This window comes from Streptomyces sp. RerS4, from assembly GCF_023515955.1.
Lineage (GTDB): Bacteria > Actinomycetota > Actinomycetes > Streptomycetales > Streptomycetaceae > Streptomyces.
In genome coordinates this window covers 6297690-6318097 of sequence record NZ_CP097322.1, presented here as the reverse complement: position 1 = coordinate 6318097, position 20408 = coordinate 6297690, and the positions used below count along the sequence as shown (strand labels likewise).

Here is a 20408-nt window from a genome sequence, read left to right as displayed (position 1 = left end):
ACCATGAGCCCCGCCCAGCCCCGCGCCCGCCGCACCCGCGGCCTTCCCTCGACGCCGGTGCGCGCCGCCCGCCGACTCGGGGAGATCCGTCGCGCCCAGCTGATCACCACCTACGGCGTCGGCGCGATGATCGCGGTGGAGAACGAGTCCTTCCTCGTCCGCGGCATCGACTCCTGGGACATCACCGAGGCGCCCTTCGTCTCGGAGCCGCGCCTGTCACGGCAGTTGGGCGTCTCGGGCTTCCGGCTGCCGCCGGCTCCGGATCCCGACACCGCCCGCGACGGGGTCCGTGCCGTGCGCTTCCCGGAGATGTACTCCTGCCCCGAGTGCCGCGCGCTCCAGCCGTACCGGAAGTTCAACTCGCCTTCCGGCAAGGCCGAATGCTCGACCTGCGCCGAGTCCCTGGTCCCGTCGCGTTTCGTCGTGGCCTGCGCGCGCGGCCACCTGGAGGACTTCCCGTACTGGAAATGGGTCCACCGGGGCCACCGCACGGAGCCGGGGGGCTGTGGCGGACAGCTGCGGCTGCGCTCCGAAGGCTCGACCGCCTCACTGCGCGCCGTGCTGATCGGCTGCACCTGCGGGGCGCCGGAGGTGTCGATGGAGGGCTCCTTCCGCCGGCGGGCCCTGCGCGACCTCGGCATCCGCTGCTCGGGCCGGCGGCCCTGGCTGAAGGACGCCCCGGTCGAGGGCTGCCCGGAGCAGCCGCGCACCCTCCAGCGCGGTTCCTCGTCCGTCTGGTTCCCCGTGATGCACTCCGCGCTGTCGATCCCCCCGTGGAGCGAGGGCATCGCCCGCCTCGTCGCCCCGTTCTACGACCGCCTCAAGGGGGAGGACGCCGACACCGTCCGGGGGTACGTACGGATCGAGAACCTCCTGCGCCACCATCCCGCGTACGGGCCGGACGACGTGGTCGCGGAGGTCGCGCGCCGGCGGGCCGAGGAGGACGCGGCGGTCGCGGCGGTCGGGGGCTCCGGTGACGCGGACCCGGCGGCGCGGGCGCGGCGCCACCGGCAGGAGATCTACGCGGGCGAGTACCAGAGCCTGTCCAAGGCCCACCCCGAAGTCGGGGACCAGGCACAGGAGTTCGTGTGCGAACCGCCGGTGGGCGCGGCGGACGGGCTGCGCGAGGCGTACGGACTGGAGCGGGTGATGCTCGTCAAGCGGCTGCGCGAGGTGCGTGCCCTGCAGTCGTTCCGGCGGGTGGACGAACCGAGCCAGGCGGACGCCCCGCAGCGTGAGGCCGCGCTCTCGCTCGCCCCGCCGACCTGGCTGCCGGCCTTCGAGGTGAGCGGCGAGGGGGTGTTCGTCCGCCTCGACGAGGACCGGCTGCGGGACTGGGAACGCGAGCCGGGGCAGATCGAGCGGGCCGAGCGGATCCGGGAGAACCACGAGAGGCTGTTGGCCGCCCGGATCGGCGCCACCGGCAGGCCGGCGCCCCCGTCCCCGGCCACCCCCCGGTTCCTGCTGCTGCACGCCCTCGCGCACGTCCTGATCAACGAATGGAGCCTGGACGGCGGCTACCCGGCGGCCTCGCTGCGGGAGCGGCTCTACGGCGAGGCCGACATGGCCGGCGTACTGATCTATACGGCGACCAGCGATTCGGCGGGCAGTCTGGGCGGGATCGTCGCCCAGGGCGAGCCGGACCGCCTCTCCGCCTCCCTCGCGTCGGCGCTGCGGCGGGCGAGCTGGTGCTCGAACGACCCCCTGTGCATGGAGTCCGAGGCGAGCGGCGCCGACAGCCTGAACCTGGCCGCCTGCCACGCCTGCCTGCTGCTCCCGGAGACGAGCTGCGAGAACAACAACGTCCTGCTCGACCGGGCCGCCCTCGTCGGCACCCCCGACGGGCGGATCCCGGGCTTCTTCACCCTGTGAGGCGGCCCGCGTCGTGGATCGCCCCGGGCGGATCCGGTCAGGTTTCGAGAAGCGCCGGCCGCCGGGCCGCCGGTAGCGTGACGGTCGGCCCGAAGGTTTCGCGCTCGGGCCGGGTGCCGCCGCGGGAGAGCGCGCGGGCGCCCCGCCGACCGAGGGAGACACGACAGCAATGGCCACGAGGACGGACACCCGCTCGCCCGCGCCGCACGCCGCCGACAGCCACGGACTGATCCGCGTACACGGTGCTCGTGAGAACAACCTCAAGGACATCAGCATCGAGATCCCCAAGCGCCGGCTGACGGTGTTCACCGGCGTTTCCGGCTCGGGCAAGAGCTCGCTGGTGTTCGACACGATCGCGGCCGAGTCGCAGCGGCTGATCAACGAGACCTACAGCGCCTTCGTGCAGGGCTTCATGCCCACCCTGGCCCGGCCCGAGGTCGACGTCCTCGACGGGCTGACCACCGCGATCATCGTCGACCAGCAGCGGATGGGCGCCGACCCGCGCTCCACGGTCGGTACCGCCACCGACGCCGACGCGATGCTGCGCATCCTCTTCAGCCGGCTCGGCAAGCCGCACATCGGCCCGCCGAGCGCGTACGCCTTCAACGTCCCGTCGGTGCGGGCGGCGGGTGCGATCACCGTCGAGCGCGGCGCGAAGAAGACGGTGAAGGCGACGTTCAACCGCACGGGCGGCATGTGTCCGCGCTGCGAGGGCCGCGGCTCGGTCTCCGACATCGACCTCACCCAGCTCTACGACGACTCGAAGTCGATCGCCGAGGGCGCGTTCACCATCCCCGGCTGGAAGTCGGACAACGTCTGGACCGTGGGGATCTACGCCGAGTCCGGGTTCCTGGACCCGCACAAGCCGATCGCGAAGTACACCAAGCGGGAGATGCAGGACTTCCTCTACCGCGAGCCCACGAAGGTCAAGGTCAACGGGGTCAACCTGACCTACGAGGGGCTGATCCCCAAGATCCAGAAGTCGTTCCTGTCCAAGGACAAGGAGGCGATGCAGCCGCACATCCGGGCGTTCGTGGAGCGGGCGGTCACCTTCACCACCTGCCCCGAGTGCGACGGCACGCGGCTGAGCGAGGGAGCCCGGTCCTCGAAGATCAAGCGGATCAGCATCGCCGACGCCTGCGCGATGCAGATCAGCGACCTGGCCGAGTGGGTGCGCGGCCTGAAGGAGCCGTCGGTGGCCCCGCTGCTGACCGCGCTGGGCCGGACCCTGGACTCGTTCGTGGAGATCGGTCTCGGCTACCTCGCGCTGAACCGGCCGGCGGGCACGCTGTCGGGCGGTGAGGCGCAGCGCGTCAAGATGATCCGCCACCTCGGCTCCTCGCTGACCGACGTCACGTACGTCTTCGACGAGCCCACGTCGGGGCTGCACCCGCACGACGTCCGGCGGATGAACGACCTGCTGCTGCGGCTGCGCGACAAGGGCAACACGGTGCTCGTGGTGGAGCACAAGCCGGAGATGATCGCGATCGCCGACCACGTCGTGGACCTGGGCCCCGGCGCGGGTCAGGCGGGCGGCACGGTCTGTTTCGAGGGCACCGTCGAGGGGCTGCGGACCGGCGGCACCCTGACCGGCCGCCATCTGGACGACCGGGCGCGCGTCAAGGACACGGTGCGCGAGGCCACGGGCACGCTGGAGATCCGGGGTGCGACGGCGAACAACCTGCGGGACGTCGACGTGGACATCCCGCTCGGCGTGCTGACGGTCGTCACCGGGGTCGCCGGCTCCGGCAAGAGTTCGCTCGTGCACGGTTCGATCCCGGCCGACGCGGGGGTCGTGTCGGTCGACCAGACGCCGATCCGCGGCTCGCGGCGCAGCAATCCGGCCACGTACACGGGCTTGCTCGATCCGATCCGCAAGGCGTTCGCCAAGGCCAACGGGGTGAAGCCGGCGCTGTTCAGCGCCAACTCCGAGGGCGCCTGCCCGACGTGCAACGGCGCCGGGGTCGTCTACACGGACCTGGCGATGATGGCCGGTGTGGCGAGCCCCTGCGAGGAGTGCGAGGGGAGGCGGTTCCAGGCCTCGGTGCTGGAGTACCGCCTCGGCGGGCGTGACATCAGCGAGGTGCTGGCGATGTCGGTGTCGCAGGCCGAGGAGTTCTTCGGCGGGGGCGAGGCGCACACCCCGGCCGCGCACCGGATCCTCGTACGGCTGGCCGACGTCGGCCTCGGCTACCTGAGCCTCGGGCAACCGCTCACGACGCTGTCCGGCGGCGAGCGGCAGCGGCTGAAGCTGGCCACCCACATGGGTGAGAAGGGCGGCGTGTACGTCCTGGACGAGCCGACGACCGGGCTGCACCTGGCCGATGTCGAGCACCTGCTCGCGCTGCTGGACCGGCTCGTTGACTCCGGCAAGTCGGTCATCGTGGTCGAGCACCACCAGGCGGTCATGGCGCACGCCGACTGGATCATCGATCTGGGGCCCGGCGCCGGCCACGACGGCGGGCAGATCGTCTTCGAGGGCACGCCCGCCGAGCTGGTCGCCGCCCGTTCCACGCTGACGGGCGAGCACCTGGCGGAGTACGTCGGCAGCCGCACGGGACCGGCCGACGCCGCCGCGGTGGTGAGCGGCGGCGTCGGCTGAGCCCTACTGAGGATCGAGTCGCATCGCCTGCCCGGCAGTCGTTCGCGTGGCGGTGGCGGCCAGGTAGGTGATGCGGAGGGTGTCGGTGGTGTGTTCGCGGTCGATGAGCACGTTGACACCGTAGACCGCCTTGATCAGGTCCGGTGTCAGCACGGCCTCCGGGGCGCCCGCCGCGGCCACCTGTCCGTGGTCGAGGACGACGATGTGGTCGCAGTATCGGGCGGCGAGGTTGAGGTCGTGCAGGGCGACGACGCAGGTGACGTCCAGGGACGTCAACAGGTCGAGGAGTTCGAGCTGGTGGCGGATGTCGAGATGGTTGGTGGGTTCGTCGAGCAGGATCTCCCGCGGCTCCTGGGCGAGGGCGCGGGCGAGCTGGGCGCGCTGTTTCTCGCCTCCGGACAGGGAGTGCCAGCTCCGGTGCTGTCTGTCGGTGATGTCGGTCCGCTCCAACGCGGCGTCGACGACCCGCCGGTCGTGCTCGGTCATCGCGTCGAAACGGCCGCGGAACGGGGTGCGGCCGAGTTCCACGACCTGGCGGACGCTGACGTGGTGGTGGGCGGACACGTCCTGTTCGACGACGGCGAGCCGGCGGGCCACCACCCGGCGGCTGAGGTCGTCCAGGCGGGTGTCGTCGTAGTGGATGGTTCCGGTGTCGGGGCGGCGCAGTCCGGCGAGCAGGCGCAGCAGTGTCGACTTGCCCGAGCCGTTGGGCCCGAGGAGACCGACGATCTTCCCGTCCGGGGCCGCCATGTCGATGGTGTCGAGAAGTCGGTGGCCTTTGACCGACCAGGAGAGCCGGGTGGTGGTGATGCGGCCCATCAGGACTCCAGACGCTTCAGGACCAGCGCGAAGGCGGGCGCGCCGAGCAGCGCGGTGATGACGCCGGCGGGCAGCTCGTGGGGCGAGAACGCCGTCCGGGCGAACACGTCCACCCAGATGAGGAAGACGGCGCCGACGATCGCGGACAGAGGAAGCAGGGAGCGGTGCGCCGGGCCTGCCAGGATGCGGACGGCATGCGGGACGAGCAGCCCGATGAAGCCGATCGCGCCGGAGGCCGCCACGGCGGCCGCCGTGATGACCGAGGTCAGCACCATCAGCCAGACGCGGGCCGCGGTGACGTTGATTCCCAGCGCGGCCGCGGAGTCCCACCCGAACGTGAAGGCGTCGAGGGCGGGCGCGAAGAACTGCACGGCGACCACGCCGATCAGGATGATCAGGACGGTGCCGGTCACCCCCTCCCACCGGGCGCCCCCGAGGGTGCCGAGCAGCCAGTAGGTGAAGCCCCGGGTGGAGTTCGCGTCCCCGCTGACCATGAGGATGACCGAGGTGACCGCGGCGAAGAACTGCGAGACGAGTACGCCGGTCAGCACGACGCGGGAAGGACTGGCCACGCGCCCCCCACCGAGGAGGACCAGCAGCAGGCCGAAGGAGACCAGGCCGCCGACGAACGCTCCGGTCGAGAGGGAGACGCTGCCGCCGATGCCCAGCAGGAGCACGGCGACCGCGCCGGTGGAGGCGCCGGAGGAGACTCCCAGGAGGTAGGGGTCGGCCAGGGGATTCCTGGTGACCGCCTGCAGGACCGCGCCCGAGACCGCCAAGGCCATGCCGACGGCGGCGGCCAGCAACACCCGTGGGAAGCGCGACTCCCAGATCAGGGCGTCCAGCAGCCCGGGAAGTGGCGCGGTGGGGGCCACGCCGCCCAGACCGACGTGCCTCAGGATCGTGGAGACGACGTCGAGGGGCCGGATGTCCGCACTGCCGAAGAGCGACGCGGCGACGACCGACACCAACAGTCCGGCTGCGGCCAGGAAGTAGAGCGCCGCTGTGGGGGCGCGCCGCCGGCGCACCGGGACCTTCTCACGGGTGGTGATCGGATTCCCGGTGCGCGCGGCAGTGCTGTGTGAACTGTTCATCATGGTGGTTCGGGGTCAGCCGAGCTTGTTCAGGCCGTCGACCAGCGCGGGAACCACGGACGCGCTGCCGTAGCCGGGATCCATGTGCGAGCCGGGGAGGGATATGAACCGATCGCCCTGCACCGCGGCGAGCTTGCTGGTGAGGGGGTCCTTCTTGAGCAGGTCGATCTTCTCCTTGGCGGTGTCGTTGGGTTCGCCCCGGGTCAGGTCGGCCAGGATGATGACGTCGGGATTGCGGGCGGCGACCGCGTCCCAGCTCACCTCCGCCCACTTGGTCTTCGCGTCGGCGAAGATGTTCTGGACTCCGGCGAGTTCCGAGATGTGCTGCGGCAGACCACCGGGGCCCGCGGCCCAGGGAGTGCCCTCGTAGGTGGAGTAGAACCACATCACCTTCAGCGGTGTGTCCCGCTTCTTGACGGTGCTCAGCGCCTTGTCCACCACGGCCCGCTGTTCGGTCGCCAGCTTCTCTCCGGCGGCCGGCACGCCCATGATCCTGCCCAGCCGGCGGTACTCCTCGAACAGCATGTCGAAGTTCGCGTTGGCCACGCTTTCGTGGAACGAGCAGTCGAACTCGGTGAGGTAGGTCGGCACGCCCAGGTCGTGCAGCTGCTTGCGGTCGCCGGACTGCTCCGCGGTGAACATGCTCGCGAAGGAGCCGTAGACGAAGTCCGGCTGCGCTTCCAGCAGCTTCTCGTGCTTGATCTCCTGCCCGCGCGGGGACAGGAGCGGGATCTTCTTGTACTGCGCGCCGATCGCGTCCGGCGTCTTCTCGATCTCGTAGCCCGTTCCGGCGATCCGGTCACCCACCCCCAGGTGGATGAGGATCTCGGCGGCCGTCTGGTTCAGGGTGACGGCCTTCTTCGGCGCGGCCTTGTAGGTCACGTCGGTGCCGCAGTTCTTGAGGGTGAACGGGTACGTCGTCGCGCTCGTCGCCGTCGCCTTCGCCTTCGTCTTCCCGTCGGCATCGGAAGACCCGTCGCCGGCGCACCCCGTGGCCGCGAACAGCGCCAGAGCCGTAAAGACGGTGGTAATCATTTTCGTTTTCATTAGCTGGAAGGTACCACTTTCGGATGAGAGGACAGCAGGACGGGCGGGAGTCACCGCAACATCGCGGCCAGCCGGTGGACGACCTGTTCGTCGTGCAGGCCGTGCTCCGCCATCCAGTCGTCGTTGAACACGGTGTCCAGGTACTTGTCGCCGCCGTCGCAGACCAGCACGACGATGGTGGCGTCCGGCCCCGCGCTCTGGGCCCGCTCCAACGCCTTGTAGACCACGCCGCCCGCCGAACCGCCGATCAGGACGCCGAAGTTCCGGGCCAGGTAGCGGCAGGTCTCGAAAGCCTCCGAGTCGCTGACCTTCACGCCCTCGTCGAACAGGTCGTAGTCGACGACGCCGCCGATCTCCGAGCCCTCGGGCGTACCGGTGCCGGACTGGTGGTACGGCGCGCCCTTCCCGCCGAAGACGACGGACCCCACCGGCTCGACACCGATGATCTTCAGGTCCGGGATGCGTTCCCGCAGGACGCGGCCGGTGCCGCAGAGCGAACCGCCGGTGCCGACGGCCCCGTACAGGTAGTGGATGCCGTCGCCCAGGTCGTCGTGCAGTTCGCGGGCGAGGGGCCGGTAGCCGTTGGGGTTCCCCTCGTTGCGGTGTTGCGCGGTCCAGTACGCGCCGTGCTCGGCCGCGAGGCGCTCGGCCACGGTGTCGCGTTCGGCGGTGGCGAGGCCCTCCTCGTCCCCGGCCACGTTGAGGATGTCGGCCCCGTAGGCCAGCATGCCGCGCAGCTTGTCCGTGCTGGAGTGGTTGTCCACGACGGCGGTGAACTTGTAGCCGCGCTCGGCGGCGATGAGCGCCAGGCCGAGCCCGGTGTTCCCGGAGGTGGACTCGACCAGCCACCCGCCGGGGGTGAGCCGCCCCGCCGCCTCCGCCTCGTCCACCATGTTCCTGGCCATCCGGATCTTGGCGGTTCCGGTGGGGTTGTACTGCTCCATCTTCAGCAGGACGGTCGCCGAACCGTCCGGAACCTTCAGTTCGAGCAGCGGCGTTCGTCCGATGAGCTCGGACACTTTGCTCTTGATCATGACTTGCCCTTCGCGCAGATCTCCGTCAGACACGTCACGAAGAGGTCGTTCTCCTCGGGGGTCGACAGGGAGGCTCGGATGTGGTTCTCGTATCCCGGCTCGCGCCACGCCTTGACGATGATTCCGGCGCGGTGCAGCTCCTGGGCGACCCGGTCGGAGCGGCGACCGGTGTCGATGAAGAGGAAGTTGGTCGACGACGGGACGACACGCAGTCCGGCGCCGCGCAACCGGTCGGCGATCCTGGCGATCTCCCGGCCGGTCCGGCGGACCGTGTCGGCCAGGTGCGCCTGGTCACCCAGCGCGGCGACGGCGGCGACCTGGGCCGGCTGGTTGACGTTGTACGGGGTACGGACCCGGTCCAGTGCCTGGATCAGCGCCGTGTCGGAGGCGATGCCGTAGCCGACCCGCAGACCCGCCAGGCCGTAGGCCTTGGAGAAGGTGCGCAGCACGATCCACGGCCGGTCCAGCGCGCGCAGGGCCTCCAGCCCGTCGGGGTACTCCGGGTTGGGCCGGGCGAACTCGCCGTACGCCTCGTCGAGCACCAGCAGCGCCGACTCCGGGGTGCCGGCCAGGACTTGCTCCAGCTGCCCCGCGCTGAGCATCGCACCGGTGGGGTTGCACGGGTTGGCGAGGAAGACGAGCTTCGGGCCCGCGGCCAGCGCGTCACGCCAGGCGGTCGCGTCGAATCCGAACCCGTCGGTGACCGGAACCTTTTCGACCCGGGCACCCATGACCCGGGGGAAGATCTCGTGCAGGCTGAACCCGGGCGCCTGGGTGACCACCAGGTCACCGGGATCGAGCACGGCCTGGCACAGCAGCTCCAGGATGTTCTCCGAGCCGTTTCCGAGCACGACGCGCTCGGCGGGCACGTCCAGGCTCCTCCCGATGGCCTCGGTCAGGCGCCTGCCCGTGGGATCGGGGTAGCGGGAGACCCCGCCGGCCAGATACCGGCGTACGGCTTCGGTCACCGCCGGGGAGATGCCGTACGGGCTCTCGCTGTTGGAGAGTTTGATCACGCGACGGGCGCCGCTGAGGGCGGCCACCCGGTCCGGGTCGGCGCCGGGATCGTAGCTGGGCAGGCCCGCCACTTCCCCGCGTATCAAGGAGGCCGAAGTGGCCGGTGTGAGGACGGGGTTCATGACGGCTCCGATTCCGGGACGGGTGCGCCGGCCGACGCTCGGTGCAGCCGGCCGACGCGGCGCAGGAAGGCGACCAGGAGGATGGCGGCGGTGGCGGCGAGGCCGATGGTCTGGCCGATCCAGACGCCCTCGACGCCCTGGTCGGCGGTCACTCCGAGCAGGTAGCCCGCGGGCAGCCCGATCAGCCAGTAGCCGACGAGGGAAATCCGGAACGGCCCGGCCGTGTCGCCGATGCCGCGCAGGATGCCGTTGCCGATGTTCTGCGTGGCGTCGAAGACCTGCATGAGGGCGGCGATCAGCAGACCGGTGACGGTCAGCGCGATGATGTCCGCGTTCCCGGCGTGCTCGGCCGAGATGAACAGAGACACGATCGGGTTCGGGATCACGAGGTACACGACGGCGACCACGAGTGTCGCGATCACGCCCCAGGCCGTGCCGAGGAGCCCCATCCTGCGTGCCGTCACGTAGTCGTCGCGGCCGTCGGCCTCGCTGATGTGGATCGACGCCGCGTGCGACAGGCCGGCGGAGATCATGAAGACGATGTAGACGATCTGGTTCAGCACCGTCTGCGCGGCCAGCGCGTGTGCGCCCAAGGAGCCGATGATCAGGGTGAGCACGCTGAAGAACCCGGCCTCCGAGGCGTAGGTGCCCGAGATCGGCAGGCCGAGACGCCAGACGGACCGGACCGCGTCCCCGTTCCAGCGCCGCGCGTCGGGCGAGGTGAGGTACGGGCGCAGGACGTCGTCACGCAGGATCACCGCGATGAACGCCAGGAAGGACAGCAGGAACACCGTGACGGTGGCGATCGCGACGCCGACGAATCCGAAGGCCGGCAGGCCGAACGCGCCGTAGATCAACACGTAGTTCAGGGCGATGGTCACACCGACCGAGGCCAGGGTGATGGCGAGCAGCGGGCCGGGCCGCTTGAGGCCGGTGGTGAAGTGCCGCAGGGCCTGGAACCACAGGCAGGGCAGCATGCCCGGCGCCATGACCATCAGGAACTCGCCCGCCTTGTCGACCACCGTCGGGTCCTGACCCAGCAGGACGAGCAGCGGGCCGACCAGCAGCAGCGCCGCGCAGAACAGCACGCCGCACACGGTCGCCCAGAAGAGCCCGGCGAACAGCACCGCGCCGATCCGTTCCCGGTCCTCCCGTACCCGGGCCTCGGCCACCAGGTTGCTGACGCCGGTGACCAGGCCCGTGCCGGTGGTGCGGAGTTGGTTGAACAGTGCGATGGCCAGACCGGCGGCGGCGATCTCGACCGCGCCGAGCCTGCCGAGCATCACGATGTCCACGGTGGTCAGCGCGACGTAGGCGAAGTTGGTCAGGATCAACGGGAACGCGAGCTTGAGCAGCGCCCGCGAGTTCGTGACCCACCAGGCGGCGCCGGTTCCGGTCGTGCCGGCCCTGTCGGTCGCGCCGGCGCTGTCGGTCGTGTCGGTCGTGTCTGTACTCACCAGAAGTTGACCTTGTCCCCGCGCCCGCTCGCCAGCGCCAGGTCGGCTATGTACCGGCCCAGCGCGGCGTCGGTGACCGCCATACCGCTGTTGTAGGCGAAAACCACGTCGTCCGGATGGCGTCGGGCGGGTACCCGGCCGAGCAGGACGTCCGGCAGCTGGGCGTCCACGGACGGCAGGCTGCCGTCCTCGCCCCGCAGGTCTTCGCAGGTGGCGTGCATCTGGGCGGTGTCGGTGGCGATCCGGTAGTCCGCGCCGTGGCACACGTCGGCGTGCACGCCGTACCCGAGCAGCACGGCGACAGACCCGGGCTTCATCCACTCGCGCCGGACCTCCTCCGTGACGGACAGGCCGGCGGCGCCGATCACGATGTCGGCCTCGCCGGCGGCTTCCCGGAGATCCTTCACGATCTCGACCTCGCGGCCTTCGACGCTGTCCTGGACGGCGCGCAGACCCTCGGGGTAGGTGCCGAACACCTGCAAACGCTCCAGCTTCGGCATGGCCGCGACCAGCATCGGCAGCGCCATCTGCCCCTGGACGCCCGTACCGACGACCAGGGCGGTGCGTGCGTCGGGGCAGGCCGCGCGGGCGAACAGCGCGGTGGTCGCCGAGGACCGCAGGGGACCGAGCTTCACCACGTCCATCAACGCGATGGGGGCTCCGGTGGTGTCGTCGACGAGGAAGACGAACGAGTGGAACCGGTAGGCGTCCCGGGTGCGGCGCGGATCGAACTCGTAGACGGCCTTGAAGCAGACGGTGCCGCTGCCGCCGTCCCTGGCCACCATCGAGTAGCTCAGTGAGCGGTGTTCGGGGTCGTCGATGATCGTCTTGACCGGGTTGTTCGAGCCACCTTCACGCAGCGCGCGGTACGCCTGCTCGACGACCTCGATCACCTGCCGGTGGTCGACGTCCAGCCCTTCCTGCTCCGATTGCGGCAGGATCCACAACTGGCCGGGGGGTGCGTAGGTCTGTGACATGCGGGGGTTCTCCTTCATTCGGGTTCGCATCAGATGCCGTCCAGTCGCCAGCTCGGCGGGCCCGCGCCGTCGCCGAGCCGGAGGACGGCTTTCAACGGCAGTGCGGCGTCATGGAACGGTGATTCGTTGGAGTCCATCTGGTAGCCGGCGGTGTTGAGGTAGACCAGGTGGTCACCGCGCCGCACCGGCCGGGGGAAGCCGATCTTCCGCCAGGTCACCAGGTCGCTCTCCAGGCAGGTCGAGCCCGCGACGCAGGCCGGGAACACCTCGTCGGCGACGGGCCCGGCGGACAGCAGCAGCGGGTCGGGGAGGTAGTCGCTGTTGAACCACTGTTCGGAGAGACTGAAACTGCTCCCCGCGACGGTGACGATCGCGTACCCGTCGGTGTCCCGGCGGTCATCGACCTGCTGTACGCGGTACAGGGTGAATCCGGCCTGGTCCAGCAGGGCCCGGCCGGGCTCGACGACGAACCGGACGCCGTGGCGTCCCGCCTTCGCCGCCAGGCTCTGGGCACCGTCTACGGGGTGCGCCATGATCGCCCGCACCGCCTGGGGCGCGGACTGTCCGCCGTACGGATAGAAGTCCTTGAAGCTCTTGCCCCCGTGGTAGTGGGAGGGCTCGTTCTGCTCAAGGAACGCGTCCCAGAGGCGCGGATCGACGTAGCGGACGGGCAGGCCGCCGCCGATGTCGACCACTTCGGCCGAGGTCGCGCCGCGCCGCCTGGCGTCGAGGCAGTGCTCGATCATCTCGTTCGCCGCCGTCGCGCGTTCGGCGGTGGAGTAGCCGTTCAGGTGGAACGAGAATCCGCGCAGGCTGATGTGGTCGGCGAGTTCCACGCACAGCCCGACGGCGGCCTCTCGCTCGGCGGCGGACAGTCCGAAGCGGCTTCCCGCTTGACCCGCCGTCCGCGACCGCAGCAGTACCCGGCCCTCTCGCCCCGCGAGCCGCGCGGTTGCCGCCAGGCGACGGAGTTCACTGAGGGAGTCGACGGCGACCAGGCAGCCGTGCTGAACGGCGAGGGCGTGCAGCGCGTCGTCCTTCTCCGGGCCGGATACGCCGATCCGGTGTCCGGGCACTCCCCCGGCCAGGGCCTTGACCAGTTCGGGGGCGCCGGCGACGTCGACCCCGACACCGAGGGCGGCGGCCGAAGTGACGTAACAGTCGGCCTTGTTCGCCTTCTTGGCGAACAGGATGCCGGCGGTGACACCGGCCTCGGCGAACGCCTGCCGGAGTCCGGCGACGTTCTCCTCGAAGATCTCGGGCAGCACGACGTGCAGCGGTGATCCCAGGCCGTCCAGGAGATCGGCCAGCAGGACGCGGTGATCCGCCAGGAGCGTGGAAACCGTGGGATGCCGGAGTGCGGTGAGCGCGAAGGGCCGGACTGCGGCCATCCGGGGCTCCCGCGGCTGTCGAGAGATGAGCACCCCGTACTTCTATATGAAGATGGTACTCATTTTCAACACGGGCTAGCCGGGCGGGCCTCCCAACGTGGCCGGAGCGGGGCCGTCGGGGCGGACGGTGATGCCGTAGGCGGCCCGGTCGGGGAGGGAGCGGAACGTCGGGGTCTGGGCGGGCAGCAGGTGTTCGAGCAGGGCGGTCGACTCACGCAGGGCGAACCGCAGGCCCAGGCAGGCCCGGGGGCCGATGCCGAACGGGAGGTAGCCGCCCGGGTGGGCGGGGCGGCGGCCGGGCATGGTGAAGCGTCCCGGGTCGAAACGCGCCGGATCCTCCCAGAGGGCGGGGTCCCGGTGAGTGAGGTAGGGGCAGACGATGACGTCCGTGCCGGCTTCGACCTCGTAGCCCGCGAGAACGTCGTCGCACGCCGCGCTGCGCGGCAGTATCCAGGCGGACGGGTAGAGGCGCAGCGTCTCGTGGACGAGTGCCTGGACGGCGTCGCGTCGTTCGGGTGAGCCCTCGGCACCGGCGGCGAGGGCTTCCTCGCGCGCCTTCGGGTTGCGGTCCAGGAGGAGGTACAGCCAGGTGAGGGTGGTGGCGGTGGTCTCGTGGCCGGCGACGAGCAGGGTGACCAGTTCGTCGCGGATCAGCCGATCGGTGTACTCGGGGCGCGTGCCCGCGGCCTCCAGCAGGACGTGCAACAGGCCCGGACCGTCGGGTCCGGCCGCGCCGTCGCGGGCGGCGGCGACGGCGAGCGCCACGACGGCGTCGATCCTGGCCAGCTCGGCGGCGACGGCTCCCCGGGCCGCGGCCCCGTCGGCGGGCAGGCTGGGCAGCGCGGCCACCACGGCGGCCACGGCGGCCAGTTCGCGCTCGGTCACGGCGTCGAGGGGGTGCCCGGTGAGGGAGCGCCAGATGGTGTCCAGGGCGAAGCGGCGCATCTCCTCTCCGACGTCGAAGACCTCACCGGTGCGGGCGTACGCGTCCCAGCGATCGGCGGCGGTCCGGGCCGCCGCGGTGATCCGCCGCTCGTAGCGGCGCATGCCCGGCCCGGTGAACTGCCCCTGGAGCAGCTTGCGTTGACGCTGCCACGCCTCACCCGTGGCGGCCAACACCCCGTCGCCGATGAGCAGTCGCGCCCGGTGCGAGCGCTTCACGTACCGGTCGGGATGGAGCGCGAGCACGTGTCGCACGGCCGCCGGGTCGGTGACGAGGACGGTCGGCCGCGGCCCGAGCCGCACCGCGGCGACCCCGCCGAGCCGCTCCCGCGCCTGCGCGAAGAGGTCGACGAGCTCACCTCCCCCGTCGCGCCACTGCCCGACGAGGGCCTGATCCAACTCGGGAACCCGGCGACCGGCCGGGGACGGAAGGGCCTGCGTGACCACGGACGCCCACTCCTGTTCGACGCGACGGAAGGAGACGGAACATCACGCACTGTAGGGGAGCCAACGCCCCCCGCGACACCCCACCCGAGCGGCGATGGCTCGCGCGCAGTCCAGGGATTCGAGTGTGATCGGCTCGCTTTCGGGCCGTGCTCGTCCACACGGGCCGGGACCGCCACTGGGCCACCCCGTCGTGGCCCCCGTCAGGTCCGGCGTCCGCCCTGGGGGATGACCAGGGGGGTGCCGGCGACCGGGCATTCGATGACGGCCGCGCGCAGGCCGAACACCTCGTGCACCAGCTCCGGCGTGACGATCTCGGAGGGCGTCCCGGCGGCCATGACCCGGCCGTCGCGCATCGCGATCAGGTGGTCGGCGTACCGGCAGGCGAGGTTCAGCTCGTGCAGCACCATGACGACGGTGCGGCCCTCGGAGCGGTTCAGCTCCGCCACCAGTTCCAGGACGTCGACCTGGTGGGCCAGGTCCAGGTAGGTGGTCGGCTCGTCCAGGAGGAGGACCGAGGTGTCCTGGGCCAGGGCCATCGCGATCCACACGCGCTGCCGCTGGCCGCCGGAGAGTTCGTCGATGGAGCGGTCCGCCAGCTCCGCGGCGCCGGTGGCGGTGAGGGCGGCGTCGACGGCGGCCTCGTCCGTCGAGGACCACTGGCGCCACCACCGCTGGTGGGGCGTGCGGCCGCGGGCGACCAGGTCCCGCACGGTGATGCCGTCCGGCGCGCTGGGCGTCTGCGGCAGCAGGGCCAGGCGCAGGGCGAAGTCCCGTGCGGAGAGGGCGGCGATGTCCTCGCCGTCCATCAGTACGGTGCCGTCGGCCGGCTTGAGCAGCCGTGCCAGGGCGCGCAGGGCGGTGGACTTGCCGCAGGCGTTCGGACCGACCAGGGCGGTGACCTGGCCCGCCGGGATCCGCAGGTCGAGGTCCTCGGCGACGATCCGGTCGCCGTAGCCCAGGCGCAGGCCCTCGCCGTGCAGTGCGGTGGGCCGGGTGGTGCCGGTCGGTGGGGCGGTCAGCGGGGCGGTCATCATCAGCCTCCCTTTCCGGCCCGGTTGGTCCGGGCGAGGAGCAGCAGCAGGTACGGGGCGCCCACGGCGCCGGTGAGCACGCCGACGGGCAGTTCGATGGGGGCCAGCACGAGGCGGGCGGCGAGGTCGGAGAGGACCAGGAGCACCGCGCCGGTGAGGGCGCTGGTCATCAGCGGGATCCCGGCGGTGCCGGTGAGCCTGCGGGCGATCTGCGGGGCGCCGAGCGCGATGAAGGCGATCGGTCCGGCGGCCGAGGTGGCCAGGGCGGTGAGGCAGGTGGCGAGCACCAGCAGGGCGATCCGCGAGTGCCGCAGCGGGATGCCGAGGCTGCGGGCGGTGTCGTCGTCGTACTGGAGCAACTGGTACGGACGGGCCAGCGCCAGCGTCAGCGGCAGGAGGACCACGAGGGCGATCCCGGACCACTGGACGTGTTCGTAACCGCGGCCGTTGAGGCTGCCGGTGAGCCAGACCATGGCGCGGGAGGCCTGGTCGATGTCGGCGCGGGCCAGCGCCCAGCGGGTCAGGGCGAGCAGGGCGCCGTTCGCGGCGAGGCCGACGAGGACGAAGCGGTAGCCGGTGATGGTGCCGTCGCGGTAGGCGAGCAGGTAGATCGCGGCGGACGTGAGCAGCGCGCCGGCGAGCGCCCCGAACGGCACGGCGCCGAACGTGCCCGCCGCTGCCGAGGTGGCCCCGCCGATCAGGATCGCGGTGACGGCGCCCGCCCCGGAGCCGGCCGCGATGCCGATGAGGTCGGGGCTGGCCAGGGAGTTGCGGGTGACGGCCTGGTAGACCGCGCCGGCCAGGCCGAACGCGGCGCCGACCAGGAGCGCGGTCAGGGCGCGCGGCAGTCGCAGTTGATGGACGATCAGGTCGGCGGCGCCGTCGCCGAAGCCGAGGACCGCGCCGACCACGTCGCCGACCGGGATGGCGTACGTACCGAGGGAGACGGAGGCGATCAGCCCCGCGAACCCGGTGAGGACGAGGCCGAGGACGGTGAGGGCGACACGGGGGCGTACGGCGACGCCGACCGGGCCGACCTCCAGGCGCAGCAGGCGCGGACGGGGCGTCGGGCTCGGCGTCCGCTGCCGGGTGGGCCGCGTCGTCGTGCTCATCGGGTGTGCTCCTTCAGCTTGCCCCGCTTGACGAGGAGGGCGAGGAAGGGGGCGCCGAGCAGGGCGGTGACGACTCCGGCCTCCAGTTCGCCCGGTCGGGCGACCATCCGGCCGACGACGTCGGCGGTCAGCATGAGGACCGCGCCGCCCAGCGCCGAACAGGGCACGAGCCAGCGGGCATCGGGCCCGGTGAAGGACCGCACGATGTGCGGGACGACCAGGCCGATGAAGGTGACCGGGCCGGCGGCGGCGACGGCCGTACCCGCGAGCAGGATGACGGCCACGGCGCCCAGCGCGCGCGTCGAGCGGACCTTCGTGCCCAGGCTGCTGGCGAGGTCGTCGCCGAGGGCGAGGGCGTTGAGCCGGCCGCTGAGCCCGATCGCCAGCAGGAGCCCGACGGCGGCGAACGGCAGGAGGTTCAGGGCGAGTTCGGAGTCCCGGCCGGCGAGGGAGCCGACCGCCCAGAAGCGGTACTGGTCCAGGGTGCGGACGTCGAGCAGGATCAGGGTGTTGGTGCCCGCGTCGAGCAGGACGGTGACAGCGGCCCCGGCGAGCGCCAGTTTGGCGGGGGTGGCGCCGCCGTATCCGGTCCCGCCGACGGCGTACGCGAGCAGGCCGGCGAGCGCGGCGCCGAGGAAGGCGAACCAGATGTAGTGGTAAGGGCTCGTCAGGCCCAGTGCTCCGATGCTCAGCGCGACGGCGAAGGCGCCGCCGGCGCTGATGCCGATGAGGCCGGGGTCGCCGAGCGGGTTGCGCGTGATGTCCTGGGCCACTGCCCCGGCCGCGCCCAGCGAGATGCCGACGATCAGCCCGAGGAGGGTGCGCGGCATGCGCAGTTCCCGGATGACCACGGCGTCGCCGTCGGTGCCGCCGGCTATCGCGGTGAGCACGTCGGAGAGCGGGACGGCCTTGGTGCCGATGGCGAGCGAGGCGCATACGGCCGCGAAGACGGCGGCGAGGAGCGCTGCCGTCAGTACGGCACGCGTGCCGGTTCGGCGAGGGGCGGGGCGGGGTGGCGGCGCGGGGCGGGCTGTGTCGGCCGCCCCTCGGACGTCGGGCTTCAAGGTCACGCCTCACAAGGTAAGGCACACCTTAACGAATTGAGGTGTCCGCTCGCTGGATGTGGACCCGGGGTGGATAAAGGCCTGAACAGCGGCTATTCTCACAGCGCTCCACACAGGTAAGCCTTGCCTAAGTGGCTGGCCAACGGTTTTGACAGCCTTTCGCCAGTAGTTCGTTCGCACCGTCAGCTCATGGGAGAGACCCGATGAACACCTTCACTCAGCGTCGCCGGCCGGGCCGGATCGCCGCTGCCGCCCTCACGGCGGCCTTGGCCTTCTCGCTGGCCGCCTGCGGCGGCGGCAGTGAAGAAGGCAAGGCTTCCGAGGCCTCGGCCAAGCCCGCCGCGGCCGACGCGGGCTTCCCGCGCACCATCACGCACGACAAGGGCACCACCGAGGTCAAGACCAAGCCCAAGCGCGTGGTGGCGCTGGACAACAGCCTGGTCGAGGCCGTCGTCGCGCTGGAAGCCCCGCTGGTCGGCGGCGTCGGCGCGTACCGCGACCAGAAGGGCTTCCCCGCGTACCTCGGCGACGCGGTGAAGGACACCAAGGACGTCGGTCCGCTCGACAGCCCCAACCTGGAGGCGATCGCGGCCCTCAAGCCCGACCTCATCGTCTCGGCGACCGTCCGCCACGCGGACCTGTACGACCGGCTGAGCCAGATCGCCCCGACCGTCTTCGTCAAGACGACGGGTCCGATCTGGAAGGAGAACGTCACCTTCCTCGGTACGGCGCTCGGCCAGGAGGAGAAGGCCAAGGCCAAGCTCACCGCGTACGAGACCCGCGCCAAGAAGATCGGTGACGCCATCAACGCCCAGGGCGGCGGCAAGGACGGCGGCAAGCCGACCATCTCCATCACCCGCTTCGTCGACGGCCCGACCCGCATCTACCTGCCCAAGACCTTCAGCGGCATCATCCTGAACGACATGGGTCTGACCCGCCCGGAGAACCAGCGGGACACCGAGAAGTTCAACATCGAGATCAGCGAAGAGCAGATCCAGCAGGCCGACGCGGACCACATCTTCGTGACCGCCTTCTCCGGTGGCGCCGAGCGCAAGAAGAAGTTCATGGAGAACCCGCTCTGGCAGCGTCTGAACGCCGTCCAGAAGGGCAACGTCCACGAGGTCGACGACGCCGCCTGGATGACCTCGGTCTCGCTCCAGGGCGCCGACCTGGTCCTGGACGACATGGCGAAGATCTTCAAGGTCGACGCCGCCAAGTAGTCGTCACGCACACCCTCTGACGGCCGCGGGCCGGTGCCGGGATGTCCCGGTACCGGCCCGCGGCCGTTGCGCCGTACGGTGCGCGATCAGGCCTCGTCCTCCAGGCGCCGGACCCGCTCCGCGTCGCTCGTGCGCGGGCACGTACCGCACGGCCGGGCGGCGTCGAGCGCGTAGTACAGGCAGCAGCCGGTCCGGGTGCGGGTCGGGTACCGCCGCCCCTCACGGCCCGCCAGGCGGCGGAAGTCGGCGCCCGCGGGGAACGGCGCTATGGCCGTCGGGAGCAGTTCCGTCGCGGCGCTCACGGCCCGCTCCTCCTGGTCGAGCACCCGTCCGAGGTACCAGATGCCGGAGACGAGGTCGTCGCCCACCATGCCCCACAGGGCGCGGGGGCCGCGCCGGGCGTGCGGGCCGATCGCGGCCAACAGCGGACGTACGTGGTCCGCGACGGCGGCCCGCAACTCCGCGCGCAGCGCTTCCTCATGGCCGACCGTCCGCACTGCGGACGCCCGCACACCGGAGGCCCGCACACCGGACGCCCGTACGCCCGGCACCGTCCCGTCCGCCGCCGGATCGTTCGGCAGGCAGGCGAATCCGGAACCCGGGGTCACCTCGTACGTGCCGGTCGTCAGGTTCAGCCGGATCTCCGCCGGGCGGATGCGGGGGACGCGCCGGTCCAGGTACCAGGTGCCGCTCATCAGCAGGCTGACGGACCAGAGGTAGTCGTGCAGGGCGCGGGAGACGGCCACGTCCGGTCGGGGAGTGAGTCCGTGCCGTTCCCGGATGCGCGCGGACTCGGCGGCGACGAAGGCCGCCAGGGCCTCCGGGCTTTCCGCCAGTTCCGCGCCCGTCACCCACTCCCCCGGCGCCGGTTCCCCGGAGCCCGCGACCCGTGCGTCCAACGCCTCGCAGACCGCGACCAGACGCCGGTAGCCGTCGGCGAGTTCGCCGCCGCCGGGTACGGCCGTGGGAGCCACCGGGGTGTCCAGGGGGGTCGTCATCGGTGATCCTTCACGGGCGGGCAGGGCGTCGAGACACCGGACTTGAAATACAGGTAAGCCTTACCTTATCTTCCTGGGGCGCCCTTGATCAATCCGTCAACTCGAACGCTTGAACACCGGCTTGAAGCTAAGGATTGCCTAACCTAAGCTACGCAAGCCCGA

Annotated in this window: 16 protein-coding genes; 3 read left to right on the top strand and 13 right to left on the bottom strand. The window is 71.3% G+C overall.

Translation table 11 applies throughout. The features are described from left to right. Positions 1 to 3 precede the first annotated feature (3 nt). Complete coding sequence (drmB, locus tag M4D82_RS28385; protein WP_249769385.1) at positions 4 to 1872, top strand: MrfA Zn-binding domain-containing protein; 1869 nt, start codon at positions 4 to 6, stop codon at positions 1870 to 1872. 169 nt (positions 1873 to 2041) lie between these two features. After that, positions 2042 to 4474 (top strand): ATP-binding cassette domain-containing protein, encoded by a 2433-nt coding sequence (locus tag M4D82_RS28380; RefSeq protein ID WP_249769383.1) that lies wholly within the window; start codon positions 2042 to 2044, stop codon positions 4472 to 4474. 3 nt (positions 4475 to 4477) lie between these two features. On the opposite strand, the gene M4D82_RS28375 is transcribed toward M4D82_RS28380, so the two are convergent. The 12 genes from M4D82_RS28375 to M4D82_RS28320 all read right to left on the bottom strand — a co-directional run bounded on the left by M4D82_RS28375 (position 4478) and on the right by M4D82_RS28320 (position 18034). Next, positions 4478 to 5293, bottom strand: a complete 816-nt coding sequence (locus tag M4D82_RS28375; protein WP_249769371.1) for an ABC transporter ATP-binding protein — start codon at positions 5291 to 5293, stop codon at positions 4478 to 4480. Next, the gene (locus M4D82_RS28370; protein WP_502989099.1) at positions 5293 to 6321 is read right to left on the bottom strand and encodes a FecCD family ABC transporter permease; all 1029 of its coding nucleotides are present in this window, start codon (positions 6319 to 6321) and stop codon (positions 5293 to 5295) included. The genes M4D82_RS28375 and M4D82_RS28370 overlap by 1 nt, the downstream gene beginning before the upstream one ends. An 81-nt stretch (positions 6322 to 6402) precedes the next feature. After that, positions 6403 to 7422 carry an ABC transporter substrate-binding protein gene (locus tag M4D82_RS28365; protein WP_249769343.1) on the bottom strand — a complete coding sequence of 340 codons (1020 nt, stop codon included), beginning with the start codon at positions 7420 to 7422 and terminating at the stop codon, positions 6403 to 6405. Positions 7423 to 7484: 62 nt separating this feature from the next. Beyond that, on the bottom strand, positions 7485 to 8468 hold the full coding sequence (locus M4D82_RS28360; protein WP_249769341.1) for a PLP-dependent cysteine synthase family protein: 984 nt from the start codon (positions 8466 to 8468) through the stop codon (positions 7485 to 7487). Beyond that, entirely contained in the window at positions 8465 to 9607 is a 1143-nt protein-coding gene (gene hisC, locus M4D82_RS28355; protein ID WP_249769339.1) for a histidinol-phosphate transaminase, read from the bottom strand. The genes M4D82_RS28360 and hisC overlap by 4 nt, the downstream gene beginning before the upstream one ends. Next, a complete protein-coding gene (locus tag M4D82_RS28350) occupies positions 9604 to 11064 on the bottom strand; it encodes an MATE family efflux transporter (protein ID WP_249769337.1) in 1461 nt (486 codons plus the stop codon). The genes hisC and M4D82_RS28350 overlap by 4 nt, the downstream gene beginning before the upstream one ends. Continuing rightward, on the bottom strand, positions 11061 to 12041 hold the full coding sequence (locus tag M4D82_RS28345) for an ornithine cyclodeaminase (RefSeq protein WP_249769335.1): 981 nt from the start codon (positions 12039 to 12041) through the stop codon (positions 11061 to 11063). The genes M4D82_RS28350 and M4D82_RS28345 overlap by 4 nt, the downstream gene beginning before the upstream one ends. 29 nt (positions 12042 to 12070) lie before the next feature. Further along, positions 12071 to 13432, bottom strand: coding sequence for an alanine racemase (locus tag M4D82_RS28340; protein WP_249769333.1), 1362 nt, complete (start codon positions 13430 to 13432; stop codon positions 12071 to 12073). A gap of 75 nt (positions 13433 to 13507) precedes the next feature. Further along, positions 13508 to 14821: a cytochrome P450 gene (locus M4D82_RS28335; protein ID WP_249769300.1), complete on the bottom strand. Its 1314-nt coding sequence runs from the start codon at positions 14819 to 14821 to the stop codon at positions 13508 to 13510. 200 nt (positions 14822 to 15021) lie between these two features. After that, complete coding sequence (locus M4D82_RS28330) at positions 15022 to 15852, bottom strand: ABC transporter ATP-binding protein (protein ID WP_249769298.1); 831 nt, start codon at positions 15850 to 15852, stop codon at positions 15022 to 15024. Between the two features lie 2 nt (positions 15853 to 15854). Further along, complete coding sequence (locus M4D82_RS28325; RefSeq protein WP_249769296.1) at positions 15855 to 16964, bottom strand: FecCD family ABC transporter permease; 1110 nt, start codon at positions 16962 to 16964, stop codon at positions 15855 to 15857. After that, on the bottom strand, positions 16961 to 18034 hold the full coding sequence (locus M4D82_RS28320) for a FecCD family ABC transporter permease (protein WP_249769285.1): 1074 nt from the start codon (positions 18032 to 18034) through the stop codon (positions 16961 to 16963). Before M4D82_RS28320 ends, M4D82_RS28325 begins: the two co-directional genes overlap by 4 nt. 197 nt (positions 18035 to 18231) lie before the next feature. Between M4D82_RS28320 and M4D82_RS28315 the strand changes: the two genes are divergently transcribed. After that, positions 18232 to 19248, top strand: a complete 1017-nt coding sequence (locus M4D82_RS28315) for an ABC transporter substrate-binding protein (RefSeq protein ID WP_249769283.1) — start codon at positions 18232 to 18234, stop codon at positions 19246 to 19248. 86 nt (positions 19249 to 19334) lie between these two features. Here M4D82_RS28315 and M4D82_RS28310 read toward each other — a convergent pair whose 3' ends face one another. Next, complete coding sequence (locus tag M4D82_RS28310) at positions 19335 to 20246, bottom strand: (2Fe-2S)-binding protein (protein ID WP_249769281.1); 912 nt, start codon at positions 20244 to 20246, stop codon at positions 19335 to 19337. Positions 20247 to 20408: the final 162 nt, after the last annotated feature.